Source organism: Glacieibacterium sp. (assembly GCF_965200405.1).
Lineage (GTDB): Bacteria > Pseudomonadota > Alphaproteobacteria > Sphingomonadales > Sphingomonadaceae > Glacieibacterium.
On the sequence record NZ_OZ241356.1, the window covers coordinates 857,901 to 881,154 of the forward strand.

20 protein-coding genes, 1 tRNA gene and 2 pseudogenes are annotated in these 23,254 nt (G+C 67.8%); 14 read left to right on the forward strand and 9 right to left on the reverse strand.

What is annotated here, in order from left to right; translation table 11 throughout:
• Positions 1-97 precede the first annotated feature (97 nt).
• From ACOFKW_RS03835 to ACOFKW_RS03860, 6 genes are all read left to right on the forward strand, one after another.
• Positions 98-418 carry a DUF3572 family protein gene (locus ACOFKW_RS03835; protein WP_419816031.1) on the forward strand — a complete coding sequence of 107 codons (321 nt, stop codon included), beginning with the start codon at positions 98-100 and terminating at the stop codon, positions 416-418.
• Positions 415-1,020, forward strand: a complete 606-nt coding sequence (locus ACOFKW_RS03840) for an HAD family hydrolase (protein WP_419816032.1) — start codon at positions 415-417, stop codon at positions 1,018-1,020. The genes ACOFKW_RS03835 and ACOFKW_RS03840 overlap by 4 nt, the downstream gene beginning before the upstream one ends.
• A gap of 2 nt (positions 1,021-1,022) precedes the next feature.
• Positions 1,023-1,487 (forward strand): RidA family protein, encoded by a 465-nt coding sequence (locus tag ACOFKW_RS03845; RefSeq protein ID WP_419816033.1) that lies wholly within the window; start codon positions 1,023-1,025, stop codon positions 1,485-1,487.
• A 73-nt stretch (positions 1,488-1,560) separates the two neighbouring features.
• Complete coding sequence (locus tag ACOFKW_RS03850) at positions 1,561-2,703, forward strand: GNAT family N-acetyltransferase (protein ID WP_419816034.1); 1,143 nt, start codon at positions 1,561-1,563, stop codon at positions 2,701-2,703.
• A gap of 73 nt (positions 2,704-2,776) precedes the next feature.
• Positions 2,777-3,127, forward strand: a complete 351-nt coding sequence (locus ACOFKW_RS03855; protein WP_419816035.1) for a hypothetical protein — start codon at positions 2,777-2,779, stop codon at positions 3,125-3,127.
• Between the two features lie 112 nt (positions 3,128-3,239).
• Complete coding sequence (locus tag ACOFKW_RS03860; RefSeq protein WP_419816036.1) at positions 3,240-3,758, forward strand: glycine zipper 2TM domain-containing protein; 519 nt, start codon at positions 3,240-3,242, stop codon at positions 3,756-3,758.
• Between the two features lie 10 nt (positions 3,759-3,768).
• Here the strand turns inward: ACOFKW_RS03860 and ACOFKW_RS03865 are convergent, their stop codons facing one another.
• Positions 3,769-4,686, reverse strand: a complete 918-nt coding sequence (locus tag ACOFKW_RS03865; protein WP_419816037.1) for an alpha/beta fold hydrolase — start codon at positions 4,684-4,686, stop codon at positions 3,769-3,771.
• Between the two features lie 100 nt (positions 4,687-4,786).
• Between ACOFKW_RS03865 and ACOFKW_RS03870 the strand changes: the two genes are divergently transcribed.
• Entirely contained in the window at positions 4,787-6,133 is a 1,347-nt protein-coding gene (locus ACOFKW_RS03870) for a DUF1254 domain-containing protein (RefSeq protein WP_419816038.1), read from the forward strand.
• Here ACOFKW_RS03870 and ACOFKW_RS03875 read toward each other — a convergent pair.
• Positions 6,093-6,800: an RluA family pseudouridine synthase gene (locus tag ACOFKW_RS03875; RefSeq protein WP_419816039.1), complete on the reverse strand. Its 708-nt coding sequence runs from the start codon at positions 6,798-6,800 to the stop codon at positions 6,093-6,095. The two genes, ACOFKW_RS03870 and ACOFKW_RS03875, sit on opposite strands and share 41 nt — an antisense overlap.
• Positions 6,801-6,954: 154 nt before the next feature.
• On the opposite strand from ACOFKW_RS03875, the pseudogene ACOFKW_RS03880 reads away from it, so the two are divergent.
• The 3 genes and pseudogenes from ACOFKW_RS03880 to ACOFKW_RS03890 all read left to right on the forward strand — a co-directional run.
• A pseudogene (locus ACOFKW_RS03880) lies at positions 6,955-7,317 on the forward strand (flagellin FliC); the annotation flags it as partial.
• 1,575 nt (positions 7,318-8,892) lie between these two features.
• Positions 8,893-9,147: pseudogene (locus ACOFKW_RS03885) on the forward strand (flagellin); the annotation flags it as partial.
• A gap of 83 nt (positions 9,148-9,230) precedes the next feature.
• Positions 9,231-9,321, forward strand: a tRNA-Ser gene (locus tag ACOFKW_RS03890).
• A gap of 62 nt (positions 9,322-9,383) precedes the next feature.
• Here ACOFKW_RS03890 and ACOFKW_RS03895 read toward each other — a convergent pair.
• Complete coding sequence (locus tag ACOFKW_RS03895; RefSeq protein WP_419816040.1) at positions 9,384-10,520, reverse strand: ester cyclase; 1,137 nt, start codon at positions 10,518-10,520, stop codon at positions 9,384-9,386.
• 23 nt (positions 10,521-10,543) lie between these two features.
• Entirely contained in the window at positions 10,544-11,341 is a 798-nt protein-coding gene (locus tag ACOFKW_RS03900) for an alpha/beta fold hydrolase (protein WP_419816041.1), read from the reverse strand.
• Between the two features lie 104 nt (positions 11,342-11,445).
• Here ACOFKW_RS03900 and ACOFKW_RS03905 point away from each other — a divergent pair, with 104 nt between their 5' ends.
• A complete protein-coding gene (locus ACOFKW_RS03905; protein WP_419816042.1) occupies positions 11,446-12,465 on the forward strand; it encodes a cupin domain-containing protein in 1,020 nt (339 codons plus the stop codon).
• Positions 12,466-12,549: 84 nt separating this feature from the next.
• Here ACOFKW_RS03905 and hisD (ACOFKW_RS03910) read toward each other — a convergent pair whose 3' ends face one another.
• A complete protein-coding gene (hisD, locus tag ACOFKW_RS03910) occupies positions 12,550-13,857 on the reverse strand; it encodes a histidinol dehydrogenase (RefSeq protein ID WP_419816043.1) in 1,308 nt (435 codons plus the stop codon).
• A 138-nt stretch (positions 13,858-13,995) separates the two neighbouring features.
• Here hisD (ACOFKW_RS03910) and ACOFKW_RS03915 point away from each other — a divergent pair, with 138 nt between their 5' ends.
• The 3 genes from ACOFKW_RS03915 to ACOFKW_RS03925 all read left to right on the forward strand — a co-directional run bounded on the left by ACOFKW_RS03915 (position 13,996) and on the right by ACOFKW_RS03925 (position 19,133).
• On the forward strand, positions 13,996-15,066 hold the full coding sequence (locus ACOFKW_RS03915; protein ID WP_419816044.1) for a LacI family DNA-binding transcriptional regulator: 1,071 nt from the start codon (positions 13,996-13,998) through the stop codon (positions 15,064-15,066).
• 128 nt (positions 15,067-15,194) lie between these two features.
• On the forward strand, positions 15,195-17,828 hold the full coding sequence (locus tag ACOFKW_RS03920) for a TonB-dependent receptor (protein ID WP_419816045.1): 2,634 nt from the start codon (positions 15,195-15,197) through the stop codon (positions 17,826-17,828).
• Positions 17,829-17,852: 24 nt separating this feature from the next.
• Positions 17,853-19,133 (forward strand): MFS transporter, encoded by a 1,281-nt coding sequence (locus ACOFKW_RS03925; protein ID WP_419816046.1) that lies wholly within the window; start codon positions 17,853-17,855, stop codon positions 19,131-19,133.
• A gap of 29 nt (positions 19,134-19,162) precedes the next feature.
• Here ACOFKW_RS03925 and ACOFKW_RS03930 read toward each other — a convergent pair whose 3' ends face one another.
• From ACOFKW_RS03930 to hisD (ACOFKW_RS03945), 4 genes are read right to left on the reverse strand one after another with little or no spacing between them, the layout of a single operon-like run.
• Positions 19,163-19,918: an HpcH/HpaI aldolase family protein gene (locus ACOFKW_RS03930; protein WP_419816047.1), complete on the reverse strand. Its 756-nt coding sequence runs from the start codon at positions 19,916-19,918 to the stop codon at positions 19,163-19,165.
• On the reverse strand, positions 19,915-21,054 hold the full coding sequence (locus ACOFKW_RS03935; protein WP_419816048.1) for a cobalamin-independent methionine synthase II family protein: 1,140 nt from the start codon (positions 21,052-21,054) through the stop codon (positions 19,915-19,917). Before ACOFKW_RS03935 ends, ACOFKW_RS03930 begins: the two co-directional genes overlap by 4 nt.
• Positions 21,055-21,094: 40 nt before the next feature.
• On the reverse strand, positions 21,095-21,859 hold the full coding sequence (locus ACOFKW_RS03940) for an SDR family NAD(P)-dependent oxidoreductase (RefSeq protein ID WP_419816049.1): 765 nt from the start codon (positions 21,857-21,859) through the stop codon (positions 21,095-21,097).
• A complete protein-coding gene (gene hisD / locus ACOFKW_RS03945) occupies positions 21,859-23,181 on the reverse strand; it encodes a histidinol dehydrogenase (protein ID WP_419816050.1) in 1,323 nt (440 codons plus the stop codon). The genes ACOFKW_RS03940 and hisD (ACOFKW_RS03945) overlap by 1 nt, the downstream gene beginning before the upstream one ends.
• Between the last annotated feature and the right edge of the window lie 73 nt (positions 23,182-23,254).

A 23,254-nucleotide genomic window follows, 5' to 3' on the forward strand; every position in this document is an offset into this window, starting at 1 on the left:
CCCACGGCCGGCATGCAGTGAAGTCGGTGGCAGGCCGACCGCGCAGCCGCTAAGCCGGAAACCCAGCCATCCATCCATCACGAGACCGGTACCAGCGATGATCGACGAGCAACGGGTGCGGACCGGCAAGCTGCGGGCTACCGGCGAAGCGCGCCGCGAGACGAGCGACGAAGCCGCGGCGACGCTGGCGCTGCGGGCGCTTGCCCATATCGCCGGGGACGAGGAACTGGGGCCGCGCCTGCTCGAAACCACCGGCCTCGACGTCGCGACGCTGCGGGCACGGGCCGGTGAGCCCGTCGTGCTGGCGGAAGTGCTGGCCTTCCTGACCAACCATGAGCCGAGCCTGCTCGCCTGCGCCGAGGCACTGGATGTACCGCCGTTGCAACTGGCCGACGCAGAGCGGACATTGCGCGCATGAGACCGCTGCTGATCTGCGATTGCGACGAAGTCCTGCTGCATTTCGTTGGACCGTTCCAGGACTACCTCGCGCAGAGCCATGACATCACCCTGAGTCTCGACAGTTTCGCACTGTCCGGCAACATGCGGCATGCAGATGGCAGCCAGGTTAATAGCCGGGATTTCATGCCGCTCCTCGAGAGCTTTTTTGACACACATATGACAACACAGACCCCTGCCCCAGGTGCCGCGGCAGCCCTTGAACGTATTGCGACGATAGCCGATATCGTCATCTTGACAAACATAACCGAACGGCACGCCCTGGTTCGCAGCGGCGAACTCGCACGTCTGGGCATGCCGTACCGGGTTATGGGCAATAATGGTCCCAAGGGTATTCCGGTCGCCGCCCTGCTCAAGGAGTACAAGCCGAGTCGTGTCGTGTTCATCGACGACCTGCCGACGCATCACTCCTCGGTCAGGGCCTGCGCACCCGGCGTCCACCGGCTGCACATGGTCGCCGACCCACGGTTACGGCCGCTTATCCCGCGTGCGCCACACGCCGATGTCCGCATCGACGACTGGGCCGTTGCCCTGCCCCACATCCTGAAGTTCATGGAGCGCTGAACATGACCGTCCAGACCCGCCTCGCCGAACTCGGCATCGTCCTGCCGCATGCCGCGGCCCCCGCGGCCAATTACGTGCCCGGTGTCATCCATGCCGGACTACTCCATATTTCCGGTCAAATTCCCTTCGCCGAGGACGGCCAGTTGATCCGGGGCCGAGTCGGCGACGACCTGACGACCAAGGACGGCGCGGCGGCGGCGCGGCGTTGCGCGATCGGGCTGCTGGCCCAGATGAACCTGGCGCTGGGCTCGCTGGAGCGGGTCCGGCGGGTGGTCAAGCTGGGGGTGTTCGTCAACTCCACCGCCGATTTCACCGACCAGCCCAAGGTCGCCAACGGCGCGTCGGACCTGATGGTCGAGGTATTCGGGGAGATCGGCCGTCATGCGCGTTCTGCGGTCGGCGTGGCGGCGCTGCCGCTTGGCGTGGCTGTCGAGATCGACGCGATCATCGCGGTCAACGATGCCTGACCGGGAGGGGCCTGACCGGGAGGGGCCCGACCAGGAGCGGTCAGGAAAGCCAACCGATCAGGAGTCCGACAGCATGGTCGATCGACCGTCCGAGGTGATGGCGCGCATCCTGCAGCATGCCCATGACCTGCCGGCGGCCGAGTGGAACGCCTGCGCCGGCCCGGGCAATCCGTTCCTGCAGCACGAGTTCTTCACCGCACTGGAGGATTCGGGCAGCGCCACGCCGCGCACCGGCTGGCAGCCCGTCCATCTGGTCATCGATGGCAGCGACGGCACCGCGGCGGCGATCCTGCCGGGCTATCTGAAATCGCACAGCCAGGGCGAATATGTCTTCGACCACAGCTGGGCGGATGCCTGGGGCCGCGCCGGTGGCCGCTATTATCCAAAGCTGCAGTCGTGCGTGCCGTTCACCCCGGCGACCGGCCGGCGCCTGTTGCTGCGCGACCCGGTCCTCGCCCCGGCCCTGCTAGCGGCAGCGGAGGCGCTGACGGTGCAGAACGGCCTGTCATCGGCGCATGCGACTTTCATCGCGCCCGAGCAGGTCGAGATCTTCGAGGCCGCCGACTGGCTGGTGCGTATCGACCAGCAGTTTCACTGGGTCAACGAAGGCTATGCGAGCTTCGACGACTTCCTGGCGGCACTCAGCTCGCGCAAGCGCAAGACGATCCGCAAGGAGCGCGTGCTCGATCCCGAAATCCAAATCGAGATGCTGCGCGGCGACCAGATTACCGAGGCGCATTGGGACGCCTTCTGGATCTTCTACCAGGACACCGGCGCGCGCAAATGGGGCCAGCCGTACCTCAAGCGCAAGTTCTTCACGATGCTGGGCGAGCGCATGGGCGACCGTGTGCTGCTGGGCATCGCCAGCCGCGACTGCGTGCCGATCGCCGGTGCGCTCAACCTGATCGGCGACGATTGCCTGTACGGGCGCTATTGGGGCTGCACCGAGGAGGTGCCGTTCCTGCACTTCGAGCTGTGCTATTATCGCGCTATCGACTGGGCCATCGCGCACGGGCTGGCCCGGGTCGAGGCCGGGGCACAGGGCTCGCACAAGCTGGCGCGGGGCTATCGCCCGACACCGACGTTCAGCGCGCACTACATCCCCGACCAGGGCTTTCGCAACGCCGTTGCGAACTTCCTCGAGGTCGAGCGCGAGGCGGTCGCGGCGCATATCGAGGAACTCGGCGAGGAAGGCCCGTTCCGCAAGGACGGCTGAACGGACCGGGCGGGATGACATGCCGACGCCACCGGGCTAGGGTCCGGCAGGGGCTGGCTCGAAAGGCTTGGCGATGAAGATGATGTTTGCAGCGATGATCGCCGGTTCGGTGCTGGCTGGGGCGGCATTTGCCGGGGTCGCGTCCGCCGCGGAGGCGGCGCCGCAGGTCTATCGCCTGGCCCCCGACGAGATCGCCCGGGCGCAGGCCGATGGTGCCGCACGGCGCGACATCTTCGATCCGTCGCAATGGCCCAGCGTCGCCGATCGCCGCGTCCACGGCGAAGTCAGCGCCTTCGTCGGCACTGGCGGGGCGCGCGGCGTGGCCGGCAGCGCGACCGTGCCGCTCGGCGACAGCGGCAGCGCGTCGTTCGCCTTCGAGAACAGCGACTATGGCAACCGCGGCTATTACCGCCGACCTTATTGAACCCGTCGCTCCGATGAACGTCCGGTTAAATCGGCGTTCAGGGTGCCGACACCGCAACTACCTTAAAACCTTGGATAACGGTTGAGTTGCAGCCGCTATCGAGGAGCCGATCATGCGTAAGATCTTCGCTGCAGCGGCTTTCGCGGCATCGCTCCTGATGGTCTCGGTGCCGAACTCGGCCAGCGCCCAGCGCTATGACGGCTATCAGGGCCGGCCGGTCTATTACAATGGCGCACCGCCGCGTCGCGACGATCGTGGTCCGGCGTCGTACGACCGCGGCGGCCCGCGCGGCGATCGTGGTGACATGCGCGGCGGGCGGGGCGACGATTATCGCCGCGGCGATTCTGATGGTCGCTATGGCCGCGACGGTTATGGGCGCGATGGCTATGGCCGCGGCGACGATGGTCGTGGCGATGGCCGCTATGCCGACGATCGTCGCGACGACCGCCGCCGGTTTCGCGACGAGCGCTGCCGGCCGAGCAGCGGCTCGACGGGGACGATCCTCGGGGCTATCGCCGGTGGCCTGATCGGTAACGGTGTCTCCGGGCGCCATGACCGGACGCTGGGCACGGTGCTGGGTGCCGGCGGCGGCGCGGTGGTCGGCAATTCGATCGACCGCAACCGCTGCTGAGGTCGCGCGGCTAGGCCGGCCAGCCGGCGAACAGGCCGCGCAGGCACGTCACCAGCGCCAGCGGCTGGTCGATGAGGACATGGTGCGCGGCGTCCGGGATGCCGATGGCGGGCGAGCCGGCGGGCAGTTCGGCGCGCATCGCCGCGACCCGTTCCGGCTTCATCAGCATCGAGGTCTCGCCCCAGATCAGCGACACCGGGCATTTCGGCTCGCGCAGCAACGAGCGGGCGTCGCCGACCTCGAAGCGGCTCCACAGGAACGGGTCGAAGGCCCAGGTCCAGCCGCCCTCGACCTCGATCAACGATTCGCGCGCGATCAGGTCGGCGATGAACAGGCTCGGCGTGTCCTGCGCGGGTGCAAGCCGGAAGCGGCCGAGCGCCTCGGCGATGGTGGGATAGACGCGGTGCGGGCGCATCGTCGCATTGGGCGGCCGGCCGCCTTCCTCGCCGACGCCGCGGAACGGCGTGTCGATGATCACCGCAGCCGCCAGTCGCTCGCCGTGCTTCGACGCCGCCGCCATCATCGGGAAGCCGCCAAAGCTGTGCGCGACGACCAGCGGCGGCCCGGCGGCGTCGAGCCCGGCGGCGGCGATGACCGCGAAGATCTCGGCAACGAAGCTCTCGATGCGGTAGCTGGCGCGGTGGTCGGAGCCGCCCATGCCCGACCAGGACAGGGCCGCGACACGGTAGTCGGCGGCGAAGAACGGCGCGATCGGGCGCCACCAGCCGGCATGCGCGCCGTTGCCGTGGAGGAGGAGCAGCCCGGGCTTGCCGCGCTCGCCCCAGGCCAGAATCTCGATGCCGGCGCCGTCGACGTCGATGCGGGAGGTCTCGGGGGCGTGCGCGATGGCGGCGGTGAACCACGGCGGCGCGGGCGGAACCTCGCCCTCGAACTGGGCCAGCGGGGCGCGGATTTCCGTCTCGGTCATGCCCGGTGATCGCCTGAGTTGACGTTTACGTCAAGTAGGATGACTGGACGCCCGCCCGCCCCGTCGCCATGGTGCCGCGAATTTCGTTGGAGCGAAGCGTATGCGGTGGCTGATCCTGGCCCTTGGGATGACGGGCATGGTGGCGATGTCCCCGGCCGGGGCGAAACCGCGCGTCGTCGCAAAGCCGGTGGTACTGGCCGAGACGCCGGCGCTGCAGGGCCTGCGCCGGGCGTTCCACTACGGCTTTCCGGTCTATGAGATAATGCGGACGCGCGCCCGGGCGGTGGCCCAGGGCGGGGTCAACCGGCTGGTGGCGCGCAAGACCCTGGCCGATGCGACCTCGCGCGAGGTGACGACGCCGAACAACGACACGCTGTACGCCAGCGCCTGGCTCGACCTGTCGAACGGGCCGGTGACGCTGACCGTGCCCGACCTGGGCGACCGCTACAACTCCGCGGCGCTGATGAACGTGTTCGGCGACAATATCGCGGTGTTGGGCAGCAGCAGCGGCGGCGGCGGGCAGTACACCATCGTCGGCCCAGGCTGGACCGGCAAGGCCCCGGAGGCGGGCACGCTGGTCCGCGCCACCAGCAACGACGCCTGGCTGCTGGTCCGGGTCTATGTCAACGGCCCCAACGACCTGGCCGCGTCGGGTGCCGACATCGACAAATTCACGCTGGGCGGCGGCGCTGCCCCGGTGCCGACCCGCGCCGTGCCGAGCGCCGTGCCCGACGCCCGCACCTTCCTCGCCGTCGTCGACGAGGCGCTGGGCCGCAGCAGCATCGGCGGCCGCTCCGGCGAGTTCGCCGCGCAGGGCATCAAGCCGGGCGCGGCCGACGCCTTTGCCACCCTGCCGCCCGCGACGCAGCGGCTATGGATCGCCGCCCTGCCCAAATTCCGCAGGGAGCTGCGCGACGGGCTGGCCAAGGCGGGCACTGTTGCTGGCGGCTGGAGCACGCCTGGTCCCGGGATCGGTGAGTTCGGCGACGGCAACGACGCGGCGCGGGCGGCGGTGGCGCTGGGCGGGCTGGGCGCGCTGCCGCGGCGCGAGGCGGTCTATTATACCGCGACGCAGGATGCCGACGGGCAGCCGCTCGACGGGTCGAAGCACGCCTACACCATGCATATTCCGCCCAAGCCGCCGGCCGGGGCGTTCTGGTCGCTGACCATGTACACCGTCGAGCCCGACGGGCGGTTGTTCTTTTTCGCCAATCCGCTCAACCGCTTCTCGATCGGCTCCGGCCTGCGCTCGACGCATTACGAGCGCGACGCGAGTCTGGATATATTCGTCCAGACCGGCAAGCCGTCGGGTGAGCGCGTGGTCAACTGGCTGCCCGCGCCGCCCGGCCCGTTCCGGCTGGTCTGGCGCGCCTACCTGCCCAAGCCCGAGCTGCTCGACGGCAGTTTCAAGCTGCCGGCGGTGGCGGTGACTGAGGCCGTGGAATAGCGTCCGGCAGCAACGGCCAGCCTTCCGGCGGCGGCGCGACGACCTGCACCGCCTCCGCCCCGGCGGTATAGGGCACGGTCACGGCGCGGGCGTGCAGCCGCATCGGCCCCTGCCCGGCGCCATAGACCGGATCGCCGAGGATCGGACAGCCGAGCGCCGCCGCATGCACCCGCACCTGATGCGTGCGCCCGGTCTCCGGATAGAATTCGACAAGGCTCCGCGCACCGTCGCGCGCCACCACCCGCCAGCGCGTCGCCGACGCCTTGCCGCGCGGATCGACGATCATCCGCCAGCCTGCCTCGGCGCTCGACACCTTGAACAGCGGCGCGTCGATCCGGCCCTCGTCTTCGTCCGGGGCGCCGTCGACCACCGCCCAATAGGTCTTGCCGACCAGGCCGGCCGAAAACATCTGGGTCAGCTTCTTCAGTGCCTTGGGGTGGCGCGCCAGCACCAGGCACCCTGACGTGTCGCGGTCGAGCCTATGCACCGGCTGGGGATTGCGGACGAAACCCTCGCGCAGTGACCACAGATGATCGTCGAGGCTGCGCGGCGTACTCGGCCCCGGATGAACCGCCAGCCCGGCGGGCTTGTCGATCACCAGCAGGTGCGCGTCGATGAACAGGATGGGCAGTCGCAGCGGGGCTGGACGCGGAACGGGTAAACTCATGGCGGCGCCATAGCCCATGATTGCGGCGATCGTTTGCAACCCCGGGCTATCTGTCGCGTCGAGGGCGCCCCCACGGCTTTCAACGACCGCGAATTAAGCATTCCGCGCCGGCGTCGTCCCTTGTCCTTGCGAGACCCAAGCGGAGACGACCCTCATGACCGTCATCAACACCAACATTTCGGCCCTCACGGCGCAGTCCGGGCAGCGTACGGCACAGGCCGGGCTGGCCATGGCGATGGAACGACTGTCGACCGGCCAGCGCATCAACTCCGCCAAGGACGACGCCGCCGGCCTCGCCATCGCGACCCGAATGACCTCCGACGTGCGCGGGCTGACCGTCGCCATGCGCAACGCCAACGACGGCATCAGCCTGGCGCAGACGGCGGAAAGCGCGATGGGCGAAGTCACCAACATGCTGCAGCGGATGCGCGAACTCGCGGTCCAGGCCGCCAGTGGCACGGTCACGGCCGAGAACCGCAAGGCGATGCAGGGCGAAATCAAGCAGCTCACCAGTGAAATCGACAACGTCGGCGCGCGTACCAACTTCAACGGCATCAAGCTGCTCGACGGTTCGGCCAAGGCGGTGAAGCTGCAGACCGGCAGTCGGGCCGGCGAGACGGTCGGCTTCGGCATCGGCTCGACCCGCGCCACCGACCTCGGCACCGGCGCCAGCGCCGCACTGTCGGCGACCGGGGCCTTCGCCGCCACCGCCAGCAGCCTGACCACCAACGAATCGCTGATTGCCGGCGACCTGTTGATCAACAATGTCAACATCGGGCCGAGCTCGGCCAACGACGACAATCTCAGCTCGGGCGAGAAGACCGCCAGCGCGATCGCCAAGGTCGCCGCGATCAACCGCGCCACCGCCGACAGCGGCGTCTCGGCCGTGGTCGGGAAAACGGTGATGACCGGCTCGGCGATGACCGCCGCGATCCTGACCGGCACGGTGACGATCAACGGCAAGGCGACCGCGACGATCGTCGCGACCGGCAACGCGGCGGCGAACCGGACCCTGGTCAAGGACGCGATCAACGCGATCTCCGGCCAGACCGGCGTCAAGGCGATCGACACCGGCGACGACAATGCCGGCATCCGCCTGGAGGCAGCCGACGGTCGCAACGTCATCGTCTCGCTGAACACGTTGACGGCGCAGACCACCGGGCTCCGCGTCGGGGCACAGTCGGGCACCTACAATTTGACGTCCGAGAACGGCAATCCGATCGAGATCAGCTCGACCGGCGCCGGCAAGGTGTCGAGGGCCGGCCTGCAGACCGGCACCTACGAACGCGGCGTCTCCGCCGTGACCGCCGATTCGCGCGCCATTTCGGCGACCGCGGCAACTGCGTATACGCTCAACGCCGGCGACCTGAAGATCAACGGTGTCGCCATCCGCGGCGCCGTCGCGGTCGACGACACCTTCTCCGACGACAGCGCGCTGTCGAGCAAGAAGGCGGCCAGCGCCATCGCCATCGCCGCGGCGATCAACGCCTCGACCGCCGAGACCGGGGTGACGGCCAAGGCCAATTCACTGACCCTCGACGGATCTTCGCCGACGACGGTGATCGCCACTACCGCGACGGCCAAGCTGGCGATCAACGGCGTCCAGGTCGCCATCACCCTAGACCAGAACGCCACGGCTCAGGCAACGCGCGAGAACGTCGCTCGCGAGATCAACAAATACACCGGCCTGACCGGCGTCGAGGCGAGCGACAATGGCAAGGGCGGACTGTCGTTGACCGCTGCCGACGGCCGCAACATCGCGGTCGCCTTCGACAGCGTCAACGCGGCCTCGGCGGCGAACTTCGGGCTGGGCGGCGTCACCGTGCGCGGCACCAGCGCCACCTACGCCGTCGTCGGACTGGCCGACACCACGGTGTTCAGCGCCGACACGGTCAACACCGCCTATGCGACGATCTCGCTGACCTCGTCGAAGGGCATCGAGGTCGCGGCCGGCAGCCTGTCCTACGCCGCGACGTCGAACTTCTCGAAACTCGGCTTCGAGGAGAACAAGTACGGCTCCGACGAGGGCGGCCTGAAGATCGCGGATATCAACGTGATGACGCAGGACGGCGCCTCGGCGGCACTGGGGGCGATCGACGAGGCACTGGCCTCGGTGTCGCTCGACCGGGCCAACCTCGGCGCGGTGCAGAACCGGCTGGAGGCGGCGGTCAACAATCTCAGCTCGAACTCGACGAACCTGGTGAACTCGCGCAGCCGCATCCAGGACGCCGACTTCGCCGCCGAGACGACCAACCTGGCGCGCTCGCAGGTGCTGAGCCAGGCGGCACAGGCGATGCTGGCGCAGGCCAACCAGTCGCAACAGAACGTCCTGCAGCTGCTGCGCTAGACCCGCGGCGGACGACAGCCCCTTCGCCTTTCGCGGCGAGGGGGCTTTGCCGTGGGCGAACCCCATGCTAACCGCCCCGCAACGGAGCGGTGGCCGAGTGGTCGAAGGCGCACGCCTGGAAAGTGTGTAAGGGTCAAAAGCCCTTCGAGGGTTCGAATCCCTCCCGCTCCGCCAGGACCAGGGATCCAGCCTGAGCGTCGCCCGGGCACTTGCGTGCTCGGGCGAACGTCATCGGATCAGGCGGCCATCGCCATGGCGCCAAGCTTCAACTGCACCAGCATCGCGAGGTCGTCATAGACCACCCACTCGTCGACGATCTTGCCGTCGATGATGTGGAAATGGCTCATGCCCATCACGAACAGCCGGTGGCCGGTCGGTGCGCCGAGCGAGCCATAGCCGAGGTGGTGGCCGTCCATCGTCCAGCGGATCGCGACCTTCTCGCCGCCCTCCTCGCAGGGGTTGGAGCAGATGTGCTGCACGACGAAATTGCCGTCGGTGATCATCGCCACCAGCTTCATGGTCTGCTGCAGCACGGCGGCGATGCCGAACAACTCGCGCATCATCGGGCCGTGCCATTGGACGCCCGGCGCGTAGATCTCCTGGATCTTGCCGAACATGCGCTGGTTGTAGATGTGGTGGAGCCATTCGAGCAGCTTCACCTCGGTATCGGTATGCGCGATCGAGGTGTCGGCCTTCACCTCGGGCGGATACTGGCCGATCATGCGGCGGTTTTCGCCGATCTCGACGACGGTCTCGCCCTTCTCGAACTGGTTGAGCGCCATTTTCGTCGCGAAGGCATGCGGCTCCACGCCGAGCTGGACCAGCAGGCCCATGTTGTCGCGAACCAGCCACTCGCGGTAGATCTTGTTCTCCAGGATCATGCAGTCGGCGATGGTACGCGCCGCAAAGGTCCGCCCGGTCGGACGCCCGTACATGCCGTATTCGGTGTGACGCCCGGTGCCGGTGACCAGGTGCGAGGTGTAGAAGCCGTCGACGTCGTTGCCGCGCCAGATCACCTGGGTTGCCATGCCGCGACGGTCGGGCAGCTCGACGATGCGCTTGACCGTCTCGCGGACGACATCCTCGCGATTATAGACGGTGCCGAGCGAGCTGTAGGCGACGCAATTGTGCGTGTAGTGCGTGTAGATCAGGCCGACGTCGCGCTCGTCCCAGATCTTGTGGGTGCAGCGGACGATATAGTCGACGATGTCGGTATAGCACTCGTCGAAGCCGCGCATGCTCTGGACGCGCTCGCGGTTTTCCGGGACCAGGTCGATGAAGTCGCGGCGCTCGACCTGCAGCACGGCCTTGCCGTCGGCGGCATAGGGTTTGGCGCGGACGCTGCTCAGCTTGGGCGTAGGCTCGTCGCTCATCATGAAATCCTTTGCTCGGGGCATTATAGGGCGGTTGGAACGGTTGCGGAAACTAACGATAGCTGCGCGTGCCAGCGGCCGATGTGCGCGGCAGCGGCATCGGGGTTTTCCAGCAGCAGGAAGTGACCGGCGCCGGGGACGGTGGCGAACACCGCCCCGGGGGCGACCAGGTCGTGCTGGACCGCGATCGGCGTGACGCGGTCGGCGTCGCCACCCAGCACCAGGACCGGGCCTTTGCAGCTGGCGAGGCGGTTGCGGCTGTCGGCGCGGCCAAGGGCGATCTCGGTCTGCTCGCGGTAGCTGGCAGGGGCGGCACGGCGCGCCATGTCGACGACCAGGTCGCGGATCGCCTCGTCGGTCGGGGCCGCACCGCTGTAGGTCGGCCACAGGGTATCGGCGGTGTGGACGGCAATGCCGCGGCTGTCGGCATCGGCGACGGCGGCACGGCGCATGGCATGGCGCTGCGGGTCGGCAGCGCCGGGGTTGGTCGCGACCAGGGCGATGCCGACGACTCGCTCCGGGGCCAGCGCCAGTATCTCCAGCCCGACGATGCCACCCAGCGAGAAGCCGATCAGTGCAAAGCGGTACGGTGCATCGGCGAGGATGCGGCGGGCCATGGCGTTCGCCGACTCGGTGCCGGTGAGCTCCACGACCTGCGCGCGCATCTTGGGCAGGCGGTCGAGCAATGGCTGGAACACCCGCTCGTCGCATAATGTGCCGGGCAGCAGCAGGACGGGAACGGCGGCGGCGCGACGGTCGGCGACGGCAGCTTTGGACTGCGCATCCACCGGCTGGATATCGTCACTTCGATGTCGCACCATTGCCGTCATCCGTACGTTCTGCCCCAGCGGCTCTTGCACTAGCCGGCTCGATGTTTTAGCGACAATGCATCCGAATGCAATAACGTGGCACGTAAGGAATTCCAGTGGCGATTTGGTCCCAGGCCATGATGAACGAACGGTTGGTGCGCTATGCCGACCTGATCCCGTGCCGCACGGCGTTCCTCGACACCCGAACGCCCGGCTCGACCGAGAAGGAGAATTTCACCATCATCGGTGCGGGCGTCTCCGAGAGTCCGGAGCAGCACGTCCACCTGACCGAGCGCCACGGCTTCAACATCGGCGCGGCGCGCCAGCCCTTCGGTTGCGTCAACTCGCAGCACAGCCACGACACCGCCGAGGTGTTCATCATCCACTCCGGCCGCTGGCGCCTGTTGTTCGGGCCGAACAAGGAAGACGGCTCGCTGGAGATCGGGCCGGGCGACGTCTGCTCGGTGCCGATCCACATGTTCCGCGGCTTCGAGAAGGTCGACCAGGGCACCGGCTTCCTGTTTACTATCCTCGGCGAGGACGATCCCGGCAAGGTGACCTGGGCGCCCGCCGTGTTCGAAGCGGCCGCCGACTTCGGCCTCAAGCTCGCCAAGGGGGGCCGGCTGATCGACACGACCAGCGGCACCGCCGAGCTGCAGGATGTCGAGATGGAGCAGGGCCTAGACGCCGACGGCATGGCGCATCTCAAGACACCGTCCGCCGAAAAGCTGGCGCAGTGCGTCGTCGCAGCGGGCGATATCGTCGCCAACCCGGGGTCGCCGCTGGCCGCCGAGGGCGTCGAGGAGGCCGGCATCATCGTTCCCCGGGCGACCGGCGACGGCTTTGCACCGGGCCCGATCACCGGCTGGTGGCCGCAGAACTTCAACCTGCGCCAGCTGACGCTGCAGACCGGCGCCTATGTGCCGACGCACACCCGCGCCGAGCCCGAGGTCATCATGATCCAGGACGGTACGCTGGAGGTCAGCTGGGCCGACGGCGCGATCATCATGGGCGCCGGCGACCTGCTGACCGTCCCGGTCGGCCTGCCGCACGCATTCCGCAATACCGCGTCGGTGCCGCTCAACGCCTTTGTCGTCCGCGGCGGCGACAGCCCCGCAGCGCCGGTGTTCGCCTGAACGAATAAACCCTCCCCGCGCTGGCGGGGAGGGTTATTGCCGTAACCTACCCTCCCCGCGGAAACGCAGGGAGGGTAGTGTAACTCAGGCCGCTTTCGCTTTGCGCCGCTCGAAGCGGATTGCCGCCGCCTTCTGATGGCCTTCGAGGCCCTCGCTGCCGCTCTGGCGGATGGCGGGCGGCGCGACCAGGTCGATGGCGCTGTCCTCGAGCCACTGGTGCGTCGCGATCTTGACGTACGAACCGACCCACAGGCCGCCGGTGTAGCGGCCGGCGCCCATCGTCGGCAGCGTGTGGTTGGTGCCGACGCACTTGTCCGAATAGACGACGCTGGCATTGATCCCGATGAACAGCGATCCGTAGTTGCGGACCTTCTTCGAGAACGCCATCGGGTCGGCGGTGTGGATCTGCAGATGCTCGGCCGCGACATGGTCGGAGTAAGCGATCATCGCTTCCTCGTCCTCGCAGAGCACGACCTCGCCGTAGTTCTCCCAGCTCTCGGATGCGACCTGCGCGGTGGCCAGCGTCTTGAGCTGCTTGGCGACTTCGCGGACGGTCGCCTCGGCCAGCGCGCGGTCGGTGGTGATCAGGCCGACGCGGGTGCGGACGTCATGCTCGGCCTGGCCCAGCAAGTCGGTGGCGATCAGCTCGGCGTCGCCGGTCGAGTCGGCGAGGACGAAGATCTCCGACGGACCGGCGAGCTGGTCGATGCCGATCGGGCCGAAAACCTGGCGCTTGGCCTCGTTGACGAAGGCGTTGCCCGGGCCGACGATCTTGTTGACGCGCGGTACGCTCTCGGTGCCGAACGCCATCGCGGCGATTGCCTGGGCGCCACCGATGCGGAAGATGCGGTCGGCGCCCGACAGGTGGCAGCCGGCGATCATAGCGGGATGGGCATTTGGCGGCAGGCAGGCGACGACCTCGTCGCAACCGGCGACCTTGCCGGGCACGATGGTCATGATCGGCGCCGACAGCAGCGGGAAGCGACCGCCGGGGACATAGGCACCGACCCGCTCGATCGGGATGACGCGGTGGCCGAGGTGCAGGCCGGGCAACGGCTCGACTTCCAGCGGCAGGATCGTCGCCAGCTGAGCCTCGGCAAAGCGGCGGACATTGTCGATGGCGAACTCGGTATCGGCCTGGGTCTGGCGCTCCATGCCCGCCAGCGCGGCGAGGCGCTCGGCCTGGGTGACCTCGAAACGCTCCAGCTCGATCTTGTCGAAGCGCAGCGAATAGTCCCGCACGGCGGCGTCGCCGCGGGTCTGCACGTCCTTCAGGATGCCGACTACGGTCTCGACGACATTGCCGCTGTCCCCCAGCGAGTCGCGCGCCGGTGCCTTTATGTATGTGGTCCGTCCAGGCAGCCCGCCCGGCACTGCATTGCTCGTCATCATGGTCCTCCCGTAAATAGCACGTGCCCTATGCATCCGAATGCACTGCGCGCCAAGATGTTTTGCGACATACTGTTGCCGAACTTGCATGATGACGCGAAGCGGGCATGGATGACGGCATGATGGTTCGGGGGCGCAAGGATGGTTGAGGCAAGTGGGCGCCCGCGCGGCAAGCGTCCGCCGGCCGCCAAGGCGGTGGCGTTCGAGCCGATGCCGAGCGGCCAGCGTCCGACGTCGTACGACGTGGCGCGACGGGCGGGCGTCTCGCAGTCGGCGGTATCGCGCTGCTTTTCGCCGGGCGAGAGCGTCGCGCCGGCCACCCGCGAGCGCATCCTGAAGGTCGCTGCCGAACTCGGCTATCGGCCCAACGCACTGGCGCAGGGCCTGATTTCGGGACGGACCAACCTTGTCGCGGTGCTGATCTCCAGCCTGACCGCGCTCTATTATCCCGAGGTCCTGGCAGAACTGACGCAACGCCTGCTCGCCCGCGACATCCGTGTGCTGCTGTTCTCGCTTCACGCCGAGAGCGACGTCGACGAGGTTCTCGACCAGGTTTTCCGCCACAGCGTCGACGGCGTCATCAGCGCCGCCCGCCTCGCCGATGCGCAGATCCGCCAGTTCATCGACCAGCGTGTGCCGCTCGTCCTGTACAACCGCGTTGCGCAATCGGCGTCGGCGGCCTCGGTATGCTGCGATTCCGCCGCCGGCGAGCGCGACCTGGTCGAGCGCCTGCTGCTGGCGGGCCACCGGCGCTTCGGCATCATCGGCGGGCCGGAAGACAGCTATGTCGGCGAGGAGCGCCGCGAATCGGCGCTGCTGCGATTGGCGCAGGACGGCATCACCGACGTGCCGATGGTACGCGGCGACTTCAGCTATGAAAGCGGCGGCGCCGGGTTGCGCGCCCTGATGGCGCAGCGCGACGGCTATGACGCGATCATCTGCGTCAGCGACCTGATGGCGATCGGCGCGATCGACCTGGCGCGCGACGAGTTCGGCCTGCAGGTGCCCGACGACCTGTCCGTCGTCGGCTTCGACGGGTCGGGCCCGGCGACCTGGTCGAGCTACCGCGTCACCTCGATCCGCCAGCCGGTGCGGCGCATGACCGAAGCAGCGATCACCATGCTGGTCGAGCGCATCGAAGATCCCGAACTCCCGGCCGAGCGCCGCCTGTTCACCGGACAGTTCATCGTCGGGCGGTCGGCACGACTTTAACGATATTGTGACAGATTAAACACGCTACGGGTCAAATCTGCATCCGAATGCAAATGACGTGGACAAGAAATGAAGCCTTGAATACACCCGACGGCAGGGAACGACATTTCTGTCGATAGGGGTCTACGATGTTCAACAAGTTTCTGCTGGCTGGAACCTCGGCGTGCGCACTCGCCCTGGGCGCCACGCCGCTGTTTGCGCAAAGCGCGACAACCGCCGATCCCGCAGCGACTGAAGAGGCCGGCGGCCTTGGCGACATCGTCGTTACCGCGCAGCGCCGGGCGCAGAGCCTGCAGACCGTGCCGCTGTCGGTAACCGCGGTGACCGGCGAGACGCTGACCAGCCGCGGCGTCACCGACGTGTCGCAGCTTGCCAAGTTCGTGCCTGGCTTCAACTTCGGCCGCTCGGGCTCGGATGCGCGACCAGCCATGCGCGGCATCCGCACCGCCAACAACGAAGTCACCGGCGACCCGGTCATCGGCTATTTCGTTGACGGCATCTACCAGTCGCGCACCAGCCAGGCGACGCTCGGCTTCGTCGACGTCGCGCAGGTCGAGGTCCAGCGCGGCCCACAGGGCACCCTGTTCGGTCGCAACACCATCGGCGGCAACATCACCGTCACCACCAACGAGCCGGGCGACAGCTTCGACTATGGCGGCACGCTGACCGGCGCCAATTATTCGCGCGTCCGCCTTGAGGGCTTCGTCAACACGCCGCTGACCCCGACCCTGTCGTTCCGCCTTGCCGGCGCCTTTGAAAACCAGGGCGGCTACGTCAAGGACGACTTCATCAAGCACGCCGACCTGTTCGACGAGCGCCAGCGCTTCATCCGCGGCTCGCTGCGCTTCGAGCCAAGTGCCGAGTTCAAGGCAGTCCTTCGCGTCGCCCGCGCCTTCAACGGCGGCCATGGCGGCTCGGCCTTCGGCTACAAGCAGATCGGCACCTATGTCGACCCGGCGACCTGCCAGACGCTGTTCAACACCTCGGTGGCGCTGATCAACAGCCGCGCCGGCAACCGCGACGGCATCGCCGACTGCACGACGACGGTCGCCGGACCGGCCGGTGCAGCGGGAACCGGCGTCGATATCGGCATCCCGATCTACAAGGCCGGCGACAAATACGCCGTCGACAACGACTACAAGACGCGCCGCAGCCAGAAGCAGACCCAGGCGTCGCTCGACATGCAGTACGACTTCGGCCCGGTGACATTGAAGTCGCTGACCGGTTTCGTCGATTACAACGCGGTCCGCACCAGCGACTCCGACTTCTCGTCGTCGACCATTGCCATCGACAGCCAGCTGACCACGGCACGCACCTACAGCCAGGAACTGCAGCTGCTTTCCAGCAGCAAGTCGAGCAAGCTCCAGTATGTCGCCGGCGTCTTCTATTATCACGACGACCTCGGCAGCCTGTTCATCAACCAGCAGCTGCCGCGCACCATCCGCTCGTCGGCGCTGGCCACCCCGATCACGGCGGCAGCGAACAACGGCACCTATAATTACAACAAGACCAAGCTCGAATCGAAGGCGGTCTATGCCCAGGCGACCTATCACCTGACCGATCAGCTGTCGTTCACCGGCGGCGTTCGCTACACCAACGATCACAAGCAGTTCTTCAATGCCTCGGGCAATGGCTTCCTGCCGCTGCCGGTCGCCGGCCAGCCCAGCCCGCTGACCCTGATCAACTTCGGCCTGCCGACGCCGCCGAACTCATTCTACGGCGCGCGGCCGACGAACTGCGGTACCGCGGGCGTCACCGCCGGCTTCAATATCGACTCCGCCGGTCGCTTCGTCGGTGCCAATTACTGCCCGGCAACCTTCAAGCAGACGACCTACCGCGCCGGCGTCGACTATCAGCTGACCGACACCAGCCTGCTGTACGGCACGGTCTCGTCGGGCTTCCGCTCGGGCGGCTTCAACTCCGGCCAGGTCGCCGCACAGGCGGCGCCGACGTTCCAGCCGGAAACCGTCACGGCATTCGAGATCGGCTCCAAGAACCGCTTCTTCGACCGCACCGTGCAGGTCAACGTCGCGGCGTTCCTGAACAACTACAAGGATCTGCAGGAGCAGCGCCAGGTCATCATCGGTGGCACGACGCTGCAGACGACCTTCAACGCCGCGACCGCGCGCTCGTACGGCGTCGAGTTCGAGACGCTGTGGCAGCCAACCCCCGAAGTCCACCTCGGCGCAAATCTCAGCCTGTTGAGCGCCAAGTACCGCGACTTCAACAACGTGCCGCTGCCGTACGGCACCTCGATCCTGGTGCCCGACGCGACGCAGACCGCACCGACCGTCGTCAACGGCGTCGTCATCGCCGCCGCCGGCCAGCGCCGCATCTTCGCCCCGGGCTATACCTGCACCCCGACCGCCGGCACCGGCGGCGTCGGCCAGCCCGCCCTGGCGTTCGGCTGCGACCTGTCGGGCAACCGTATCCCGCACTCGCCGAAGTTCTCGGGCTCGGCCTTCGCCAGCTACGACTTCGACCTCGGCAACCTGGGCACCCTGACGCCGTTCGCCGCGGTGACCTTCTCGGGCAAGTATGACGAGCAGGCGTTCAACGACAAGCTCGGCCGCTCGCCGGGTTACGCCAAGATCGACCTCAACCTGACCTGGGCCTACAACCCGCAGCTGACGTTCGAGGCCTTTGCCACCAACGTCAACAATGCGACGGTGCGGACGATCGTCTCCTACGGCGGCACCCCGCTGCAGGCGAGCTACGAGCCACCGCGGCAGTTCGGCGTGCGGGTCACCGTCCGCAAGTAACCGGTCGCGACGAAAGGACTTCGGATGGGTGCTGCCGCGACACACGACGAGGCGGTCACCGCCGGCAGCGCCGCCCCGGCCGAGGTCGTGGTCGCGCCGATGGCAGAGACGGCGCGCCCGACGACCGGGCGCGCCGTTGCTGCGTTCGGCTTCCTGCTGATCGCCGAGTTCTTCTACGGCTGGGCGTGGAACACCGTCGACGTCCTGCGCCCCTACATTCGCGACAGCCTGGGACTATCGCTGACCCAAGCCGGCTCGGCCTATTCGGCGCAGGGCGCCGGCGCGCTGATCGGCGCGATCATCATGGGCCAGCTCGCGGACCGCTTCGGGCGGCGCAACATGCTGGTCGTGGTGATGATCGGCTATGGCCTGATGCTGATCGCCGGCGTCGGGGTGACCAGCTACGTGACATTGCTGGCCCAGCGCTTCGGTCTCGGCCTGTTCCTCGGCGGCATCTTCCCGATCGTCGTCGGCATCTATGTCGGGCTGTTCTCCAGCAACGTCCGCGGCCGGCTGGCGAGCATGATCAACGCGACCTTCAGCCTGTCGATCGTTCTGCTCGGCCTCGCCAGTGGCGCGCTGGCCGGGCGCGACTGGCACCTGCTGCTGTGGCTGGGCGGGGTCCCGCCGATCCTGCTGGCGTTCGCCGCCTACATGATCATCCCGCCGAGCGCCGACCGGGGTGTCGAGCGCGCCTCTAAGCTACCGATCTTCGAGCTGTTCGCGCACGGCGTGCGGCGTCGCACGGTCATGCTGGCGTCGCTGACCGGGCTGAATTTCTTTGCGTACCAATCGTATAGCGGCTGGCTGACGATTTACCTCACCGACATCCGCCACCTGCCGGCACTGGCGATCGGCAAGCTGGTGGCGTGGCAGTTCTCGGGCAATATCGCCGGCGGCTTCTTCTGGGGCTGGGCCGGGGATCGCTTCGGGCGACGCTTCAACGCGCTCGGCTTCCTGATCGCAGCGGCGGCGATCGTGGTCTATCTCAGCGTGCCGACCAACCTGGCGACGCTGTCGGTGATCGGCTGCATCTACGGCTTCATGCTCTCGGCCAGCGTCATCTGGGGGCCGTGGATCACCGAGCTTTACCCGGCGCACCTCAAGTCGACCGCCGCGTCGATCTTCAACTGGGGGCGGATCGTCAGCTTCTTCGCGCCGCTGGTGACGGGGTTTTTGGCCGGGAGCTACGGCCTCGCGTCGACGATGATGCTGGCGAGTGCGACGTTTGCGGTGGCCGGGGTGCTGTGGCTGTGCCTGCCGGAGACGCATGCCAAGCCGCTGCTGCCGGGCCGGCGGGTCTAAAGATCCTCCTCTCTTTAAAGGGAGGATCCCTAGGCCTTCGCGCGCTTCAGCAAATCCGCAGCGCCGCTCAGGATGAAGCTGTGGTCGGACCCAAGCAGGAACAGGCTCGCGCCCTTGTCGCGCCACAGCGGCACGTCCTCGACCCGCGCCAGGAACATCCCGACCGGCCGCCCGTGCCGCACTCCCGCCGCGCATACCGCCTCGACCGCCGCGACGACGCGCGGGTCGTCCTGGCTGGTCGCGCCGTAAGCTACCGTCAGGTCGACCCGGCCGACGAACAGCGCGTCGACGCCCTCGACCTGCGCGATCTCGTCGATGGCGTCGATCGCCTCGGGATCCTCGATCTGCGCGATGACCACGGTCCGCGCCGCACTGGCCGCCTGGTGATCCGCCATCGAACGCGTCGTATAGCCTGCCGCCCGCGACGAGCCGGCATAGCCGCGCCCGCCGTGCCCATACTGGCTCGCTGCCGCCGCTGCCCGCGCCTCGGCGGCGGAGCGGATGTGCGGCAGGACGATCCCCGTCGCGCCGCAGTCGAGTGCGTTCAGGATATGCTCCGGCGCCACCGACGGCGTTCGCACCAGCACGTCCATCCCCGCGGCGCGCGCCGCCATGACGCACAGGTCGATGCTGCCGCGGTCGAACGGCGCGTGCTCGGCATCGAGGCACAGGCAGTCGAGCCCGGTCAGGCCAAGTACCTCGACGATGATCGGCGACGGCGTCTTGACGAAGGTCCCGACGATCGTCTCGCCCGCCGCCAGCCGCGACTTGAGCGAGGCCGTCATGCCCGCGCGCTCGCCAGTGCCGCGCCCTCGGCCAGCGTCGCCAGCTTGGCATAGACGATGTCCGGGTCGACCGCACCGAAACCGGCGAAGGTCGAGAAGCCGCAGTCCGTCCCGGCGATAACGCGGTCCCGCCCGACGATGGCGGTGAACTGCTCGATGCGCTGCGCAACGACCTTGGGGTGCTCGACGAAGTTGGTGGTGCTGTCGATGACGCCGGGGATCAGTACGCGGTCCTCCGGGATGATGTCGGCCATCTCGACGAAATAGCTCCAGTCATGGGCGTGACGCGGGTTGGCGGTCTCGAACAACAGCCCTTGCGGCTTGGCCTGCATCAGCACCGGCAGGATGACGCCCATCTCGACGTCGCAGTGGTGCGGCCCCTCGTAATTGCCCCAGCAGACGTGCATGCGGACCGCCTCGCCGGGCACGTTGCGCAACGCGTGGTTGAGCACTTCGACGTGGCGGCCGATCAGCTTGAGATAATCCGCGTCGCTGCGGTCCTTGTACATCATGTGGCGGCCGAGCCCGAGGTCGGGGCTGTCGAGCTGCAGGATCAGCCCGGCGGCGACGATCGCCTCATATTCGGGCCGCATCGCCTCGGCCAGCGCCTCGAGATACTCGTCCTGCGTCGCATAGTGATCGTTGGGCTGGAACAGCGCGATGACGCCGGGCGAGGCGGCGTTCATGAAGCCGCCCGCCGCCGGGTTCGCGGCCAGCGCCGCCTCGAAGCGCGCGATGTCGTCGGCCAGCGGCTGCATCGTCGCCGAGGCGATCGGGCCGACGCAGCGCGGCCGGCGATAGGTCGGGGTGCCGCCGCCCTTGGCCTGGCGCGCCAGGAAGCCCGGGAAAGCCTCGAGGTCGGCGGGCGGCGTGCGCGGGCTGTCGCCGTCGAAGCCGGTGATGCGGTCCTTGACGTAGGTGGCGTAGGAAATCTTCGACATCTCGCCGTCGGAAACCAGGTCGATCCCGGCGGCGACCTGCTTCGCGACGCAATCCGCGACCGCGCCGCCGATGATCCGGTCGAACTCGGCCTCGTCGATGGGATCGCCGCGCTCCTGCGCGAAGACCAGGTCGGTAACGGCGGTGCTGCGCGGCAGCGAGCCGACATGCGTCGTCCGGATTGATGTGCTGCTCATGATCTTCCCCTCGAATGCTGCGCTCGTGATGCCGCAGGCGTCAGTCCGCCGTCCAGCCGCCATCGACGACCATCGACGTGCCGGTCATCAGCGCCGAGGCGGGCGAGGCGAGGAACACGATCGCCCCCATCAGATCCTCGACGGTACCGAGCCGCCCTAGCTTTATCTTGGCCAGGACGCTGGCCATGAACGCGGCGTCCGCGAAGAACGGGCGGGTCAGCGGCGTTTCGATGAACGTCGGCGCGATGGTGTTCGAGCGGATGCCGTGGCTTGCCAGGTCGAGCGCGAATGCCTTGCTCATCCCCTCCAGCGCCCATTTGGAGGCGCAGTAGAGCGAGCGGTTGACGCCGCCGACATGCCCCATCTGCGAGCCCATGTGGATCAGCGAACCCGGCTTGCCCGCCGCGATGAGGCCCCGCGCCACCGCCTGCGCGACGAAGAATGCCGCCTTCAGGTTGAGGTCGAGCACTGTGTCATAATCGTCGACCGTCACCTCGGTGACCGGCTTGGGGCGGTTGGTCCCGGCGTTGTTGACCAGGATGTCGAACGGTCCCGAAGCGGCGATGACCGCCGCGGCGGTCGTCACGTCGAGGACGTCGAGGACCAGGGCCCGCGCCCGACCCCCGCGCCCAGTGATTTCGACAGCCGCCGCCTCGATCTCCTCGCGCGAGCGCGCCGCTAGTGTCACCTCGGCCCCGGCGTCGGCCAGCGCCACTGCTGCGGCGAGGCCGATACCGCGCCCGGCCCCGGTGACCAGCGCACGCTGGCCGGTGACGTTGAACGACGGGGTGCGGGGCAGCTCCATCAGGCGGCGATAAGCGGCTCGGCGCGTCCGGCATAGGGGACATTTCGGCCGCCATAGCGGCGCACGCGGACGTTGGCCTGCTCGCCGTGGCCGGCGAAGCCCTCCAGCGCGCACAGGCGGCTGCAATATTCGCCGATCATCGCGCTCGCCTCGTCGGTCAGGACACGCTGGTAGGTGCAGGTCTTGAGGAACTTGCCGACCCAAAGACCGCCGGTGTAGCGCGCCGCCTTGCGCGTCGGCAGCGTGTGGTTGGTGCCGATGACCTTGTCGCCGTACGCGACGTTGGTGCGCGCGCCCAGGAACAGGGCGCCGTAGTTGGTCATGTGCTTGAGGAAATAGTCGGGATCGCGCGTCATCACCTGGACGTGCTCCGAAGCGATGTCGTCGGCGATGCGGACCATCTCGTCGACGTCGTCGGCGACGATGACCTGGCCGAAGCGCTCCCAGGCCTGGCGCGCGACATCGCCGGTCGGCAGGATCTGCAGCAGCCGCTCGATCTCGCGCATCGTGTCGCGAGCGAGCTTCTCAGAATTGGTCAGCAGGATCGCCGGGCTGTCGGGGCCATGCTCGGCCTGGCCGAGCAGGTCGGTCGCGCACAGTTCGCCATCGACGCTGTCGTCGGCGATGACCAAAGTCTCGGTCGGCCCGGCGAACAGGTCGATGCCGACGCGGCCGAACAACTGGCGCTTGGCTTCGGCGACGAAGGCGTTGCCCGGGCCGACTAGCATGTCGACCGAGGCCATCGACTGGGTACCGAGCGCCATCGCCGCGACCGCCTGGATGCCGCCGAGGCAATAGATTTCGTCGGCGCCGGCCATCGCCTGGGCGGCGACGATCGCGGGGGCCGGCTTGCCCTTGAACGGCGGGGCACAGGTGACGACGCGCGCCACGCCGGCGACCTTGGCGGTGATCACCGACATGTGCGCCGAGGCGAGCAGCGGGTATTTGCCGCCTGGAACGTAGCAGCCGGCGGCGTTGACCGGGATGTTGCGGTGGCCGAGGACGACGCCGGGCAACGTCTCGACCTCGACGTCGGTGATGCTGGCACGCTGGATCTGGGCGAAGTTGCGGACCTGCGTCTGGGCGAACTCGATGTCGCGAATGTCCTGCGGGTCGAGGCTATCGATGCAGGCCTGAATCTCGGCCGGGCTGAGGCGGAAATCCTCGCGATCGAGGCCGTCGAACTTGATCGACAGCTCACGGACTGCGGCGTCGCCGCGGGCCTCGACATCGGCCAGGATCGCCTCGACCGTGTCACGGACCTTGCGGTCGTCGTCGCGGCGTGCCGCTGCAGTTTCACCGTGCTTGAGATATTGCGCCATGAGTCACCCTTTGCATGCGGATGCATCAATAACGCGACGAGGGTGGACCTGCAACCTAGGAAAGGTCGCCCGA